14 protein-coding genes are annotated in these 14890 nt (G+C 71.2%); 8 read left to right on the top strand and 6 right to left on the bottom strand.

Annotation, left to right across the window (positions count from 1 at the left end):
* Positions 1-288 precede the first annotated feature (288 nt).
* From xylF to AB4850_RS20815, 5 genes are all read left to right on the top strand, one after another.
* Entirely contained in the window at positions 289-1317 is a 1029-nt protein-coding gene (gene xylF, locus AB4850_RS20795; protein WP_414444881.1) for a D-xylose ABC transporter substrate-binding protein, read from the top strand.
* 113 nt (positions 1318-1430) lie between these two features.
* Positions 1431-3005, top strand: a complete 1575-nt coding sequence (gene xylG / locus AB4850_RS20800; protein WP_414444882.1) for a D-xylose ABC transporter ATP-binding protein — start codon at positions 1431-1433, stop codon at positions 3003-3005.
* Complete coding sequence (locus AB4850_RS20805; RefSeq protein ID WP_414444883.1) at positions 3002-4204, top strand: sugar ABC transporter permease; 1203 nt, start codon at positions 3002-3004, stop codon at positions 4202-4204. The genes xylG and AB4850_RS20805 overlap by 4 nt, the downstream gene beginning before the upstream one ends.
* Positions 4205-4301: 97 nt before the next feature.
* Positions 4302-5069: an SDR family NAD(P)-dependent oxidoreductase gene (locus AB4850_RS20810; protein WP_414444884.1), complete on the top strand. Its 768-nt coding sequence runs from the start codon at positions 4302-4304 to the stop codon at positions 5067-5069.
* Positions 5066-5971 carry an SMP-30/gluconolactonase/LRE family protein gene (locus tag AB4850_RS20815; protein ID WP_414444885.1) on the top strand — a complete coding sequence of 302 codons (906 nt, stop codon included), beginning with the start codon at positions 5066-5068 and terminating at the stop codon, positions 5969-5971. The genes AB4850_RS20810 and AB4850_RS20815 overlap by 4 nt, the downstream gene beginning before the upstream one ends.
* A 319-nt stretch (positions 5972-6290) precedes the next feature.
* Here the strand turns inward: AB4850_RS20815 and AB4850_RS20820 are convergent, their stop codons facing one another.
* Positions 6291-7259, bottom strand: coding sequence for a LysR family transcriptional regulator (locus AB4850_RS20820; protein ID WP_414444886.1), 969 nt, complete (start codon positions 7257-7259; stop codon positions 6291-6293).
* 121 nt (positions 7260-7380) lie between these two features.
* On the opposite strand from AB4850_RS20820, the gene AB4850_RS20825 reads away from it, so the two are divergent.
* Both AB4850_RS20825 and AB4850_RS20830 read left to right on the top strand, forming a co-directional pair.
* The gene (locus AB4850_RS20825; protein WP_414444887.1) at positions 7381-8964 is read left to right on the top strand and encodes a YbfB/YjiJ family MFS transporter; all 1584 of its coding nucleotides are present in this window, start codon (positions 7381-7383) and stop codon (positions 8962-8964) included.
* A 149-nt stretch (positions 8965-9113) separates the two neighbouring features.
* A complete protein-coding gene (locus AB4850_RS20830; RefSeq protein ID WP_414444888.1) occupies positions 9114-9650 on the top strand; it encodes an NUDIX domain-containing protein in 537 nt (178 codons plus the stop codon).
* 30 nt (positions 9651-9680) lie between these two features.
* On the opposite strand, the gene AB4850_RS20835 is transcribed toward AB4850_RS20830, so the two are convergent.
* A complete protein-coding gene (locus AB4850_RS20835; protein ID WP_414444889.1) occupies positions 9681-10019 on the bottom strand; it encodes a YbjQ family protein in 339 nt (112 codons plus the stop codon).
* A gap of 330 nt (positions 10020-10349) precedes the next feature.
* On the opposite strand from AB4850_RS20835, the gene AB4850_RS20840 reads away from it, so the two are divergent.
* Positions 10350-10787 carry an acyl-CoA thioesterase gene (locus AB4850_RS20840; RefSeq protein WP_414444890.1) on the top strand — a complete coding sequence of 146 codons (438 nt, stop codon included), beginning with the start codon at positions 10350-10352 and terminating at the stop codon, positions 10785-10787.
* A 40-nt stretch (positions 10788-10827) separates the two neighbouring features.
* On the opposite strand, the gene AB4850_RS20845 is transcribed toward AB4850_RS20840, so the two are convergent.
* From AB4850_RS20845 to iolD, 4 genes are all read right to left on the bottom strand, one after another.
* Complete coding sequence (locus AB4850_RS20845) at positions 10828-10968, bottom strand: hypothetical protein (protein ID WP_414444891.1); 141 nt, start codon at positions 10966-10968, stop codon at positions 10828-10830.
* Between the two features lie 151 nt (positions 10969-11119).
* Positions 11120-11968: a 5-deoxy-glucuronate isomerase gene (gene iolB, locus AB4850_RS20850; protein WP_414444892.1), complete on the bottom strand. Its 849-nt coding sequence runs from the start codon at positions 11966-11968 to the stop codon at positions 11120-11122.
* A gap of 11 nt (positions 11969-11979) precedes the next feature.
* Positions 11980-12900 (bottom strand): myo-inosose-2 dehydratase, encoded by a 921-nt coding sequence (gene iolE, locus AB4850_RS20855; protein ID WP_414444893.1) that lies wholly within the window; start codon positions 12898-12900, stop codon positions 11980-11982.
* Complete coding sequence (iolD, locus tag AB4850_RS20860) at positions 12897-14888, bottom strand: 3D-(3,5/4)-trihydroxycyclohexane-1,2-dione acylhydrolase (decyclizing) (protein ID WP_414444894.1); 1992 nt, start codon at positions 14886-14888, stop codon at positions 12897-12899. The genes iolE and iolD overlap by 4 nt, the downstream gene beginning before the upstream one ends.
* Positions 14889-14890: the final 2 nt, after the last annotated feature.

Raw genomic sequence — 14890 nt, forward strand, 5'->3', positions numbered from 1 at the left:
GAGGGCTCGGCGGGCGTCTCTCGCATATCGAAATCACGGGCGTCAGGGCGGCCCGGGTGTCGCGGCCCGCCCATTCTAGTGGCTGCCGGCCGCGCCGTTGCCGCGATCGCCTCGGGCCGGCAAGAAATGTTAAGGCGGTTGGGCAATTTCGTAATTGCCGCTCGGCGGCCGGCGCATGCACCATGCCGCTTGTCGTCGGGCCGGCCGTGCCTGATCACCGCCCGGCCGATCGGGCGCCGGCGTCCCGCGACCCACACACAAGAACCAGTACGAAATGGAGACAGAGACATGCCCTCGAATCGCCGTCGTTCCGTCCTGAAATCGTTGGTCGCCGCCTCCGTGCTGGCGAGCGTCTCGCTCGCGGCGCCGCTCGCCCACGCGAGCAAGGATCGTCCCGAGATCGGCTTCTGCATCGACGACCTGCGCGTCGAGCGCTGGTCGCGCGATCGCGACTACTTCGTCGCGGCCGCCGAGAAGCTCGGCGCGAAGGTGTCGGTGCAGTCGGCCGACGCGAGCGAGGAGCGCCAGATCTCGCAGATCGAGAACCTGATCTCGCGCGGCGTGGACGTGATCGTGATCGTGCCGTTCAATTCGAAGGCGCTGACCAACGTGGTGGCCGAGGCGAAGAAGGCCGGCATCAAGGTGGTGTCCTACGACCGGCTGATCCTCGACGCCGACGTGGACGCCTACATCTCGTTCGACAACGAGAAGGTCGGCGAGCTGCAGGCGCAGGGCGTGGTCAACGCGCGTCCGAAGGGCCGCTACTTCCTGCTCGGCGGCGCGCCCACCGACAACAACGCGAAGATCCTGCGCGAAGGCCAGATGAAGGTGCTGCAGCCGGCGATCGACCGCGGCGACATCAAGGTGGTCGGCTCGCAGTGGGTGCCCGAATGGAGCGCCTCGACCGCGCTCGGCATCATGGAGAACGCGCTGACCGCGAACGGCAACCAGATCGACGCGGTGGTGGCCTCGAACGACGGCACCGCGGGCGGCGCGATCCAGGCGCTCGCCGCGCAGCATCTGGCCGGCAAGGTGCCGGTGTCGGGGCAGGACGCGGACCTGGCCGCCGTCAAGCGGCTGGTGGCCGGCACCCAGACCATGACCGTCTACAAGCCGCTCAAGCTGATCGCGGGCGAGGCGGCCACGCTCGCCGTGACGCTCGCCAAGGGCGGCAAGCCGGCCTTCAACGCGCAGTACGACAACGGCAGGAAGAAGGTCGACACGCTGCTGCTGCAACCGACGCTGCTGACCAAGGGCAACGTCGACGTGGTGGTGAAGGACGGCTTCTACACGCAGGCGCAGATCGGCTCGCACTGAGGCGACGCGCCGGGCTCGCCCCAGTGCGCGCCGCGCGCGGCGGCGCGAGCCCGGCCCACCCGAACCCACGAACCCCCGGACACGAACAAGGACGGCGCATGTCGGATATCCGCATGTCGGAACCCCGCACCCGCGAACCCCTGCTGGAGATGCGCGGCATCGTGAAGACCTTCGGCGGCGTGAAGGCGCTCGACGGCATCGACCTCGTGGTGCGGCCCGGCGAATGCGTGGGCCTGTGCGGCGAGAACGGCGCCGGCAAGTCCACGCTGATGAAGGTGCTCTCGGGCGTCTACCCGAGCGGCACCTGGGACGGCGAGATCCGCTGGGAAGGCCGCCCGCTGCAGGCCGCCGGCATTCGCGACAGCGAGCGCGCCGGCATCGTCATCATCCACCAGGAACTGATGCTGGTGCCGGAGCTGTCGGTGGCGGAGAACCTGTTTCTCGGCAACGAACTGACGCTGCCGGGCGGGCGCATGCACTACGCGGCGATGGTGCGCCGCGCCGACGCGCTGCTGACCGGCCTCGGCATCGAGGGCATCAACGTGGCGCTGCCGGTGATGCACTACGGCGGCGGCCACCAGCAACTGATCGAGATCGCCAAGGCGCTCAACAAGCAGGCGAAGCTGCTGATCCTCGACGAGCCGTCCTCGTCGCTGACGGCCGCCGAGACGCGCATCCTGCTCGACATCGTTCGCGACCTGAAGGCGCGCGGGATCGCCTGCGTCTACATTTCGCACAAGCTCGACGAAGTGCAGGCCGTGTGCGACACGGTCACCGTGATCCGCGACGGCAAGCACGTGTCGACGCAGCCGATGCAGGGCATGTCGACCGAACGCATCATCGCGCAGATGGTGGGCCGCGAGATCACCAACCTGTTTCCGCGCGAGCCGCATCCGGTCGGCGAGATCGTGTTCGAGGCGCGCAACGTGACCTGCCTCGACGTCAACAACCCGCGCCGCAAGCGCGTGGACGATGTGTCGTTCGCGGTGCGGCGCGGCGAGATCCTCGGCGTGGCGGGGCTGGTGGGCGCGGGGCGCACCGAGCTGATGCAGGCGATCTTCGGCTCCTATCCGGGCGCGAGCGAGGCGCAGGTGCTGCTCGACGGCGCGCCGCTCCGGATTCGCGCGCCGCTCGACGCGATCCGCGCCGGCATCGCGATGGTGCCCGAGGACCGCAAGCGCCACGGCATCGTCCCGCAACTGAGCGTCGGCCACAACATCACGCTCGCGGTGCTGCAGCGCTTCACGCGCTTCGGCCGGATCGACGCGGCCGCCGAGCACGACACGATCCGCGTGGAGATGCGCCGGCTGTCGGTGCGCGCCGCGCACCCGATGCTGTCGATCGCGAGCCTGTCGGGCGGCAACCAGCAGAAGGCGGTGCTCACGCGCATGCTGCTCACCGAGCCGCGCGTGCTGATCCTCGACGAGCCCACGCGCGGCGTGGACGTGGGCGCGAAGTACGAGATCTACAAGCTGATCGGCGATCTCGCCAAGCGCGGGATGGCGATCGTGATGGTGTCCTCGGAGCTGCCCGAGGTGCTCGGCATCGCCGATCGCGTGATCGTGATCGGCGACGGCGAGCTGCGCGGCGATTTTCCCAACCACGGACTCACCCAGGAACAGGTGCTGGGCGCGGCGATCCGGCCCGCGCGGCGCGACACGACTCAACCCGAGGCAGGCATCGCATGACACCCGAGACGACCACCCAGGCCGCCGACCGCGCGGCTCGCCCGGCGGGCGCCACCGGCACCGCGCAGCAACTGCGCCGGCTGTTCGCACGCTACAAGATCCTCGCGCTGCTGATCGCGGTGGCCGCGATCTGGCTGCTGTTCTCGCTGCTCACCCACGGCGCGTTCATCACGCCGCGCAATCTCTCCAACCTGCTGCGGCAGATGTCGATCACCGGCATGCTGGCCTGCGGGATGGTGTTCGTGATCATCGCCGGCGAGATCGACCTGTCGGTGGGCTCGCTGCTCGGCCTGCTCGGCGGCGTGGCGGCGATCCTCGACCAGGTGCTCGGCTGGCCGATCGTGGCCACCGTGCCGGTGGTGATGGTGCTGGGCGTGGTGGCGGGCCTCTTCAACGGCTGGTGGTCCACCTATCGCGGCGTGCCGTCGTTCATCGTCGGCCTGGGCGGCATGCTCGCCTATCGCGGCATCCTGCTCGGCATCACGCACGGCGCGACCATCGCGCCGGTCTCGGACGGCTTCGTGCTGATCGGCCAGGGCTACGTGCCGCCGCGCATCGGCGACGCGATCGCGCTGCTGATCGTCGCGCTGCTGGTGGTCGTGACGGTGCGCCAGCGGCGCGCGCGGCGCCGCTACGAACTCGGGGTCGCGCCGCTCTGGCAGGACATCGCGAAGCTGGTCGCGGCCGGGCTGATCGTGGCCGCGTTCGTGGCCACGCTCGACAGCTACGGCGGGATTCCGGTGCCGGTGCTGCTGGTGCTCGCGCTGCTCGGCATCTTCTCGTGGGTGGCCACCCAGACCGTGTTCGGCCGGCGCATCTACGCGGTCGGCTCGAACCTGGAGGCCACGCGCCTGTCGGGCATCAACACCGACCGCGTGAAGCTGGCGATCTTCGGGCTGATGGGGCTGATGTGCGCGTTAGGCGGCATCGTCAACACCGCGCGGCTCGCGGCCGGCTCGCCGTCGGCGGGCAACATGGGCGAGCTCGACGCGATCGCCGCCTGCTTCATCGGCGGCACCTCGATGCGCGGCGGCGCGGGCACCGTCCACGGCGCGCTGATCGGCGCGCTGGTGATGGCCAGCCTCGACAACGGCATGTCGATGCTCGACGTGGACGCCTACTGGCAGATGATCGTCAAGGGCGGGATTCTGGTGCTGGCCGTCTGGGTCGACGTGGTGTCGCGTGCGGGGCGCCGCTGAGGGCGCGCTGCAGGCAACGCCTGCAACGCCGGCCGCCGCGCGGCCGGACGAGGATGCTTTCTTCAATGGTCTGCTGACCGGTTCTTCGGGATTTTTCATGACTTATGCCATCTATCCGAGCCTGGCCGGCCGTCACGTCGTGGTGACGGGCGGCGGCACCGGGATCGGCGCGGCGATCGTCGCGGCGTTCGCCGCGCAGGGCGCGCGCGTGAGCTTCATCGACATCGCGCGCGACGAATCGGCGGCGCTCGTCGCCTCGCTCGGCGGCGTACCCGTGCCGCCGGCGTTCCACTACTGCGATCTGCGCGACATCGAGGCGCTGAACGCGACGTTCGCCGCGATCGCGGCCGAGGCGGGGCCGGTGGAGGTGCTCGTCAACAACGCGGCGAACGACGACCGCCATCGTCCCGGCGAGCTGACGGCGGCCTACTGGGACAGCCGCATCGAGGTGAACCTGCGCCACCAGTTCTTCTGCGCGCAGGCGGTGCTGCCGGGCATGCGCTCGCTCGGTCGCGGCGTGATCCTGAACCTCGGCTCGATCTCGTGGCACATCGCCGAGACGGGCCTCAGCATCTACATGACGGCGAAGGCCGGCATCGAGGGCCTGACGCGCGGGCTCGCGCGCGATCTCGGTGAGTTCGGCATCCGCGTGAACTGCATCGTGCCGGGCGCGGTGCGCACGCCGCGCCAGATGAAGCTGTGGCAGTCGTCCGAGAGCGAGGCGAAGCTGGTGGCCTCGCAGTGCCTGCACGAGCGCGTCGAGCCCGAGCACGTCGCGCGCATGGCGCTGTTCCTCGCCTCCGACGACGCCGCGCGCTGCACCGCGCGAGAATACTTCGTCGACGCCGGCTGGTTCGGCGGATGACGCCGGCCCTCGTACCCGACGGCGCCCTCGACTGCGTCTGGCCGGTGGCGGCCACGCTCGGGGAGGGCGCCTGCTGGGACGCCGCCGCGCGCCGCGTGCTGTTCGTCGACATCAAGGGCCGGCGGCTCTATCGCCACGACCCGTCGGATGGCGCCCGCGAGAGCTGGGAGGCGCCGGGGCAGATCGGCTTCGCGCTGCCGTGCGCGGACGGTACGCTGATCTGCGGCGTACAGGGCGGGCTGTTCCGCTTCGAGCCGGGCAACGGGCGGTTCACGCGCGTGCTGCCGCTGGAGGCCGACCTGCCCGGCAACCGGCTCAACGACGGCTACGTCGATGCGGGCGGCCACCTGTGGTTCGGCTCGATGGACAACGCCGAGGCCGCGCCGACCGGGCGGCTCTATCGCGTCGGCCAGGACGGCCGCGTGGCCGCGCACGACGCCGGCTACGTGATTACCAACGGCCCCGCCGCGAGCCCCGACGGCCGCACGCTTTATCACACCGACACGCTGCGGCGCCTGGTGTACGCGTTCGATCTCGGCGACGACGGCGTGCCGCGCCGCCGCCGCGTGTTTGCCAGGATCGAGGGCGGCGGCCATCCGGACGGGATGGCCGTGGATGCCGAGGGCGGCGTCTGGATCGCGCTGTTCGGCGGCGCACGGATCGAGCGCTATGCGCCCGACGGCCGGCTGCTCGGGCAGGTCGCGTTTCCGTGCGCGAACGTCACCAAGCTCGCGTTCGGCGGCGACGATTTGCGTACCGTCTACGCGACCACGGCGACCAAGGGCCTGAGCGAGGCCGAGCGGCAGGCGCAGCCGCTGGCCGGCGGCCTGTTTGCGTTTCGCGCGCCGGTGGCGGGGCTGCCGCCGGCGGTCTGCACGGTGCGTTTCGACGCCGAGGGATGAGAGACGGCGCGCGGGGCGGGCGGCGGTGCGCCGGCGATGTGCGCGCCGTGTCCCGCCGCGCGTCCGACCTGCCGCAGCCGGGTTCGATCCATCGGGTTGGTGATGCCGGGCGGCCGACGGCGCGCCCGGCCGCGATACGCGATAACGCGTTCGCGGAGCGCCGTGCGGCCTGAAGCCGGCCCGCGTTCGCTCGTGCATGCGGGCGGCCCTGCAAGCCAGCCGAGCCAGCCGAGCCAGCCGAGCCAGCCGAGCCAGCCGAGCCAGCCGAGCCAGCCGAGCCAGCCGAGCCAGCCGATCGAGGCGGCCGGGCAGCCGCCGTTCAGGTGGCCTGCGCCGTACGCGTACGTCGAACCTTCGCCGTGGGCCGGGGCGCCGCCGCCGGTTCCGGATCGACGGCCCGCGTCGGCGCGACTTCCGCGCCATGCGCGACGAGCGCCTCGCGCAGCGCGGCCAGCGCCGCCGAAGCATGGCCGCGCCGCCAGACCAGCAGCGTGTCGACCGGTTGCAGATCGGCCACCGGATGCACCGACAGCGTGTCGGTGACGGGCGACATGTCGAGCACGTTGCGCGGCGCCAGCGCGACGCCGGCGCCGGCCGCGACGCAGGCGAGGATCGCATGGTACGAACCCAGTTCGAGCACGCGCGCGGGCTTGCTCGCCTGCGCGGCGTACCAGCGCTCGATGTAGCCGCGATAGGCGCAGCCGCGCTCGAACGACACCAGCGTCGGCACGCGCAGGTCCCGCGCCGTCGCCACCGGCGGATGATGGCGCGGCGCGATCAGCACCAGCGGCTCGCGATAAATGGGTACCGCCTCGAACAGCGCGGCGTCGAGCATGTCCGGCTGTGGCGGCGTGGCGACCAGCACCGCGTCGAGTTCGAACGCGCGGACCCGCTCGATCAGCCAGTTCGTGACGCCCGTCACGAGTTCGAGCCCGACCTCGGGCCAGCGCTGGTGATAGCGCGCGAGCACGTCCGGCAGCCGGCTCGCGGCCGTGCTCTCCATGGTGCCGAGCCGCAGCCGCCCGTGCGGACGATCCTCGCGCACCGCGTGGCGCGCCTCGTCGGCCAGCGCGAGCAGGCGCTCGGCGTAGGGCAGCAGCGTCTCGCCCGCCGGCGTCAGCACCAGCCGCCGGCCGTCGCGCACGAACAGCGCCGCGCCGAGTTGTTCCTCCAACTGCCGGATGCGGGTGGTCACGTTCGACTGCACGCGGTTCAGCTTCGCCGCCGCGCGCGTGACGCCGTTTTCGCGCACCACCGCGCGGAAGATCGCGAGCGCCGCCAGATCCATGATTCTCTCCAGGAGAACGAAAGGTTCTCGATTATTCATTTTTCGAGATTGACTGGTCAAGCTAGGATGGGCCGATCCGTGTCGCGCCGTCCGCGCGGCCGCCACATTGCATCCGACCCGAATGAATCGTTCCGCTTCCTGCCTGTCGTCGTCCACTTCATCGTCCGGGTCGTCCGCGTCGTCGGTGTCGGCGTCGGCGCCGCGTTCGACCGCCGCCCCCGGCCCAGGCGCTGACGCGGGCCGCCTTGCCGATCCGCGCCTGATCGCGTTTGCCTGCGCGGCGGCGCTGGCGGTGGCGCTCGGTGTCGGCCGCTTCGCGTTCACGCCGCTGCTGCCGCTGATGCTGGCCAACGGCACGCTCGACATCCGGCACGGCGGCTGGCTCGCCTCGGCCAACTACGCAGGCTATTTCTTCGGGGCGGTCAGTTGCGCGGCGCTGCGCGTCGATGCCGCACGCATGGTGCGCGGCGGCCTGGTCGCGACGATCGCGCTGACCGCCGCGATGGGCGCGCTGCACGGCTTCGCGGTGTGGCTGCCGGTGCGCTTCGTGGCCGGCGTGGTCAGCGCGTGGACGTTCGTGTTCGCGTCGCAGTGGGGCATGCGCCGGCTCACCGAGCTGGGTGCGCCGCAATGGAGTGGCGCGATTTTCACGGGGCCGGGCGGCGGGATCGTCGTGACCGGGCTGATCGGCGGTGCGTTGGCCGGGCGGCGCGCGGAATTCGGCTGGCTCGGGTTCGCGCTGCTGTCGGTGCTGCTCGCGGCGTGGATCTGGCGCGTGATCGCGCCGAGCGCGGCATGGGGGGCGGTGGCGCGGCGGCCTGCGCAGGCAGGGCAAGCGGTGGCGGCCGGGTCGGCCGGACGAGTGGGGCAGGCGCAGTCGAGTGGACAGGCGGGGCAAGCGGGGGCGGCCGGACAGGTGGGGCAAGCCGGGGTGGCTGGACAGGCGGGGCAAGCGGGGGCGGCCGGGCAGGTGGGGCAAGCCGCGGCGGCCGGGCAAGTGGGGCAAGCCGGACAGGCAGGATCGGAAGGGCAGGCAGCGCAAGCGAGTCATGCCGGGCAAGCAACGCAAGCCGCTCGAATCACCCACGCCGCACTACCCGATGCGCGCCACCCGGCCGTGCGCCGCGACGCGCGGCGGCTGATCGTGCTGTACGGCGCGCCGGGCTTCGGCTACATCATCACGGCCACGTTCCTGCCGGTGATCGCGCGCGGCGCGCTGCCGCCCGGTTCGCCGTGGCCCGACCTGTTCTGGCCGATGTTCGGCGCGGCGCTGATGGTGGGCGCGCTGCTCGCGTCGCGGTTGCCGGCCGGCTGGGACAACCGGCTGCTGCTCGGCCTGTCGTGCGCGGTGCAGGCGCTCGGCATCGTGTTGGGCATCGCATGGCCGACGGCGGCCGGCTTCGCGCTCGGCAGCCTGCTGCTCGGCCTGCCGTTCACGGCGATCACGCTGTTTGCGATGCGCGAGGCGCGGCGTTTGCACGGCGAGGCGGCGGCCGGGCTGATGGGCTATGCCACGGCGTCCTACGGGCTCGGGCAGATCGCCGGGCCGCTGGTCGCCGCGCCGGTGGCGGCGCGGGCCGGGTCGTTCACGCCGGCATTGTGGATCGCGGTGGCGGCGCTGCTGGCGGGCGCGCTCGGTTTCGCGGCCTGGGCGATCGTCGCGCGGCGCGAGGCGGCGGCCCGGGCCGGCCTGCCGGACGCGTAACGAAACGACGCTCCCGAGCCCGCATCGGCGGCCGTCGCGGCCTCCGATGCAAACCGCCCAAACTCGCTAGAATGTGCGCTTCGTCTTTCCCCCAACGATGGCGCGCGACGGTTTCCCATGCCGCTCGCCGTGCCGCAAGCGCTCCCCCGATGACCACTGCCGAACACCGTTTCTGTCCGCGCTGCGCGACCCCGCTCACCACGCGCGCCGACGCGCTGCACGAGGGCGGCCGCGTCCGCCAGGTCTGTCCCGACGCGGCCTGCGGCTACGTCCACTGGAACAACCCGCTGCCGGTGGTCGCGGCGATCGTCGAGATCGACGGCAAGATCCTGCTCGCGCGCAACGCGGCCTGGCCGGAAGGGATGTTCGCGCTGATCACCGGCTTCCTCGAAAACGGCGAAACGCCCGAGGAAGGCATCGCCCGCGAAGTGCTGGAGGAAACCTCGCTGCGGGCCGATTCGGTGGAACTGGTGGGCGTGTACGAATTCATCCGCAAGAACGAGCTGATCATCGCGTATCACGTGCGGGCCAGCGGCGAGATCGCGCTGTCGCCGGAGCTGCTCGAATATCGGCTGGTCGAGCCGCCGAACCTGCGGCCGTGGCGCGCCGGCACCGGCTACGCCGTGGCCGACTGGATGCGTGCACGCGGGCTCGACGTCACGTTCGTCGACCGCCCGGGGCAATGACGGTCGGCAACGAGCCATGACGCCCGGCGTTCAGCCCGCGATCGGCGTGGCGCGCACCGCCGTGCCGTAGCACAGCACCTCGGTGATGCCCGAGCCGATTTCCGTGGCGTCGTAACGCATGCCGATGATCGCGTTCGCGCCGAAGCCGGCGGCCTGCGCGATCATCTTCTCGTACGCGTCCTGCCGCGCGCGCTCGCACAACGAGGCGTAGAGCGAAATATTGCCGCCGAACACGGTCTGGATCGCGGCGCCGAACGAGCCGATGATCGAGCGCGAGCGCACGACGATGCCGCGCGCGATGCCGAACGATTGGTCGATGCGATGGCCGGGCAGGTCGAAGGCGGTGGTGATCAGGTGGTGGTCGGGCATGAGAGGTCTCGTGGCGAAGGGTGGAAGGGGGGCAGCGGCGAGCCGAGCCGCGTGCAGCCGCGTGCAGCCGCGTGCAGCCGCGTGCAGCCGCGTGCAGCCGCGTGCAGCCGCGTGCAGCCGCGTGCAGCCGCGTGCAGCCGCGTGCAGCCTGCACTCGAACTGCTTGGACGCCGGCCGCCCCTTGGAATTTCACGCGATGTGTGTTTTTCTGTGCGGCACGCGAGGCGGGCCGTGCGCCGCATCGTCGCGCGAACGCGCCGCGCTGTAAAGCCGAGCGCGTCGCCGCCTGCCGATCCCGCTTCCTTCCCCCCGACCTCGACTCCGCCGCCCATGTCCGCCAAGCCCGAACTGCTGCCGCGCAGCGCCTACCCTCACTTCCTGTCGATCACCACGCGCTGGATGGACAATGACGTCTACGGCCACGTCAACAACGTCGTCTATTACAGCTACTTCGATACCGTCGTGAACGAATACCTGATCCGCACCGGCGTGCTCGACGCGGAGCGCGGTGAAACGATCGGCCTGGTGGTCGAGACGCAGTGCAACTATTTCGCGCCGCTGGTGTTCCCGCAGAAGATCGACGCGGGCCTGCGCGTGGCGAAGCTCGGCACCTCCAGCGTGCGCTACGAGATCGGCCTGTTCGCCGAAGGCGAGGCGTCGGCCGCCGCGCAGGGGCATTTCGTGCATGTCTACGTGGGCCGCGACAGCCGCTGCCCGGTGCCGCTGCCCGACGCATTGCGCGCCGCGCTCGCGCCGCTGGCCGCCTGAAGCCGCGGGCAGGCGTCGGCCGTGGCGCGGCCGATGGGCATCAACTAACGGCTGTAGTCACGATTCTGCCGGTAGCCGGCTCGACGCCGACCGAGGTGGATTTTCCCGCCGGCTTGGCGTGCTCGATTTCGCACACATGAGCTTCCTCATGCCCGATGCCTGCGCCGATGTCGCGGTTCATGCCGGTGGCCGGGCCGACACCGAGGCGGCGCCTTCCGCTGGCTCGACGGACTCGATTCCGCACACGCGAGCTTCCTCGTGCCCGGTGTCTACACCGATGCGCTGGCCGACCATGCACGGCCAGCCACCGGCCATCAGGCCAGCGAGCCATCTCACCCCGCCTTGGCCGCCTGCGCGGCCGCATCGCGCTTCGCGATCCAATCATGCTCGGGATCGTTCTTGAAATGCCAGACGCGCGTCGGCCCGGCCATCACGTTGAGGTAGTAGGAGTCGTAACCGTACGGCACCACCACCGGGTGATAGCCGCGCGGCACCATCACCACGTCGTGATCGGACACGGCCATCGACTGGTCGATGTCGCGCGCATCGGTATAGACGCGCTGGAACACGAAGCCTTGCGGCGGATTCACGCGATGGTAGTAGGTCTCTTCCAGGAAGCTCTCGACCGGCACGTTGTCGGTGTCGTGCTTGTGCGGCGGGTAGCTCGACGAATGGCCCGACGGCGTGCGCACCTCGACCACCAGCAGCGATTCGGCCGGCTCCGTCTGCGGAAGGATGTCGCACACGTAGCGCGTGTTCGCGCCGGTGCCGCGCACCGAGCGTGTCATCTCGCCCGGCTCGATGCGGCGCGGCGGATAGCGGCCGGTGCCCGGCGCGCTCGCCACGCCCAGTTCCGCATCGCGCGTGGCCGTGATCGTCACGCGCACGCCGGGCGGCAGGTACAGCGCGGCGGGCGGGCTGTCCTCGAATACGCTGTCGCGTGCGCCGAGCGCGTCCCAGCGCGTGCCGTCGTCGCTGGCGATATCGACCCGGCCGGCCAGCACGACGATGCAGGTTTCGCGCTGCGGCTCGTGCAGCGCCAGCGATGCGCCGGCTTTCAACCGATGAGCCGAAAAGCCCACGTGCCGCCAGTGGGCCGATTCGGGCGTGACCGTCGCGATCGACGGGCCGGCGGCCGTGCCCTTGACGAGCAGGTCCTGCGCTTTCGTGGGGGTGTTCATGTTGGCGTTCATCACGCGGCCTCCTTGCGTTGCGACGCGAGCGGCGCATCGACCAGCGCGCGCAGCGTCCGGTAACCCAGCTCCGCATAGGCGTAGCTCGGCGCGATCACCGGGTCCTGCTCGGCCTCGACCACCAGCCAGCCCCGGTAGCCGTGTCGCTTGAGCCGGTCGATGACGGCCGGGAAATCGACGCTGCCGTCGCCCGGCACGGTGAACGCGCCGTTGATGACCGATTCGAGAAAGCTCCAGTTGCGGTTGCCGGCCAGCCGGATCACCTCGGGGCGCACGTCCTTGCAGTGCACATGGCAGACGCGGCCGATATGCCGCTCCAGCACGGCGAGCGGATCGCCGCCGCCGAACGTCACGTGGCCGGTGTCGAACAGCAGCCCGAGCGCGTCGCCGGTCAGCGCCATCAGCCGGTCGATGTCGGCCGGCGCCTCGACGTAGGCGCCCATGTGGTGGTGATAGGCGGTGCGCACGCCCTGGCTCAGCGTGTAGCGGGCGAACGCATCGAGCCGCTGCGCGTATTGCTCCCATTGCGCGTCGGTCACGAAGCGCGGGCGCTGGTAGAGCGGCACGTCGGGCGAGCCCTGGATCGAGGCGGCCACCTCGCCGTACACCATCACGGTCGCGCCGTTGCTGGCCAGCAGTTCGAGATGCGGCCCCACCGCGTCGATTTCCTCCTGCACGCCGCGCTCGGCGAGCCGGCCCGAATACCAGCCCGAGACGAGCGCCAGGTCGTAGCCGCCGAGCAGATCCTGAAGCGCCTTCGGCTCGCGCGGAAACTTGTTGCCGAGCTCGAAGCCGGCGTAGCCGATCTGCTTGCCTTCGGTGAGCGCCACCGCGAGCGGCGTCTCGCCGCCGAGCGAGGGCAGGTCGTCGTTCATCCACGACAGCGGGTTGACGCCGATTCGAATGTCGTAATCGCTCATGTCGATGATTCCGGGGAAGAAGGTTCGTGAGACGCGGGTTCGTGAGACGTGCCGGCGCGTGCGGCCACCTGCTGTTCGTAACGGGCGCGCGCCTCGCGCACGGCGGCGCGCGGCGACACCTCGGGCACCGCGACTTCCCACCACCAGCCGCCGTCGGCCGTGGTGCGCGTGGCGTCGGTGTCGATGCAGATCACGGTGCTGCGGTCCGCCGTGCGGGCGCGCGCGAGCGCGGCATCGAGCGCGTCGAGGCTGTCGACGTGCTCGCCGTGCGCACCGAGCGCGCGCGCATGGGCGGCGAAATCGATCTGCGGCGCGCCGGCCGGCCCTTGCACGCAGTCCTCGATCATGTTGTTGAACGGCGCGCCGCCGCAGGCCTGCTGCAAGCGGTTGATGCAGCCGTAGCCGCGGTTGTCGAGCACCACCACGATCAGCCGCGCGCCGAGCATCACCGAGGTGGCGATCTCGCTGTTCATCATCAGATAGCTGCCGTCGCCGACGAACACGATCACCTCGCGCTCGGGCCGCGCGAGCTTGACGCCGAGGCCGCCCGCGATTTCGTAGCCCATGCACGAATAGCCGTATTCGACGTGATAGCCGCCCGGCACGGCGGCGCGCCACAGCTTGTGCAGTTCGGCCGGCAGCGTGCCGGCCGCGCAGACGGCGATGTCGTTGGCGGCCGAGGCGGCCAGCGAGCGTTGCACCGCGCCGATCACGTCGGCGTCGTAGGGCAGTTGGCCCGGTTGCGGCGGCGCGTGGGTCAGCGTCTGCACGATGTCGCGCCAGGCCGCGGCCAGCCCGTGCGCGCGCTCGGTCCAGCCCGGCTCGGCGCGCCAGCCTTCGAGGCGCGCCGCGAGCGCGTCGAGCGCGAGCCGCGCATCGGCCTCGACGGCCGTGGCGCGATGCTTGAGCGCGTCGAACGGGTTGGCGTTGATGCCGAGCACGGCGGCCTGCGCGAACAGCGTGTTCGAGCCGGTCGTGAAATCCTGCAGCCGGGTGCCGACCGCGAGCACGCAATCGGCCTCGGCGGCCAGCGCGTTGGCGCCCGGCGCGCCCGTCACGCCGAGCGCGCCCGCGTTGAGCGGATGGTCCCACGGCAGGCAGCTCTTGCCGGCCTGGGTTTCGGCCACCGGGATGCCGTGCCGTTCGGCGAACGCGCGCAGCGCGGCGGCGCCGCCCGCGCTGTAGAGCGCGCCGCCGCCGGCCACCAGCAGCGGCCGGCGCGCCGTGCGCAGCGTGTCGAGCGCGGCGTCCAGCTCGGCCTCGATGGGCGCGGGCGCATGAAAGCGCACCACGCGCGGCGCGAAGAACGACACCGGGTAGTCGTAGGCCATGGCCTGCACGTCCTGCGGCAGCGCGAGCGTGACGGGGCCGCACAGCGCGGCGTCGGTCAGCACGCGCAGCGCACGCGGCAGCGCGTTCAGCAACTGCGCCGGATGGACGATCCGGTCGAAATAGCGCGACACCGGCTTCAGCGCGTCGTTGGCCGACAGCCCGCCGTCGTGGAAATCCTCCACCTGTTGCAGCACCGGGTCGGGCGCGCGCGAGACGAACACGTCGCCGGGCAGCAGCAGCACCGGCAGCCGGTTCACGTGGGCCAGCGCGGCGGCCGTCACGAGGTTGGTCGCGCCGGGGCCGATCGAACTGGTGACGGCCATCATGCGACGCCGGAAATGCGCCTTCGCGTAGGCGATGGCGCTGTGGGCCATCGCCTGCTCGTTGTGGGCGCGGTAGGTCGGCAGCACGTCGCGCGCCTGGTACAGCGCCTCGCCGAGCCCGGCCACGTTGCCGTGGCCGAAGATCGCGAACACGCCGCCGAACAGCGGCTCGGTGCGGCCGCTGCCGTCCTCGGCCGGCACCTGCTGCGCGGCGAGATAGCGGACCAGCGCCTGCGCGACGGTCAGGCGCACGGTCGCGCCTTCGGTGCTGCCTTCGATGCCGGCCACTGCGCCGGCCTGCGCCGGATCGGATTCGATCGCTCTACGGTTCATCG

The organism is Burkholderia sp. 22PA0106 (assembly GCF_047497155.1).
In the GTDB taxonomy this organism is placed as follows: Bacteria; Pseudomonadota; Gammaproteobacteria; order Burkholderiales; family Burkholderiaceae; genus Burkholderia.